This window comes from Dysgonomonas sp. 511 (assembly GCF_010501105.1).
Taxonomy (GTDB): domain Bacteria; phylum Bacteroidota; class Bacteroidia; order Bacteroidales; family Dysgonomonadaceae; genus Dysgonomonas.
The window spans coordinates 1-318 of record NZ_QVMQ01000109.1; the positions used below are offsets into that span (position 1 = coordinate 1).

Genomic DNA, 318 nt, shown 5'->3' on the forward strand with positions numbered 1-318 from the left:
CCTGAAAAGTGCCCGTTTGATAAATATGCTGTATAGCGAAGGGGATGAATTTCCCAAAAAACCGGATTTGGTATATATGCACAATACAAACCTGATGTTAGCTACAGACAATGGTTTGTACACATATAATCATATAGATAAGAGTACTAGTCATTTTGTACTGCATCATATTTGCACCTACGAAAGCACTAACATCGAGCTTGTCGTCGAGGAAGCGTTTGTTGAAACGGATCAAACCATCCATAAAATCTTCCATAATTCTAGTTTTTATATTGTTATTAATCTGTTTTCATAGAATATGACTACACAAGTCCTATT

Annotated in this window: 1 protein-coding gene; it reads right to left on the bottom strand. The window is 34.9% G+C overall.

What is annotated here, in order from left to right; all coding sequences use genetic code 11:
* Window positions 1-97: 97 nt before the first annotated feature.
* On the bottom strand, window positions 98-256 hold the full coding sequence (locus D0T57_RS15490) for a hypothetical protein (protein ID WP_163274362.1): 159 nt from the start codon (window positions 254-256) through the stop codon (window positions 98-100).
* Between the last annotated feature and the right edge of the window lie 62 nt (window positions 257-318).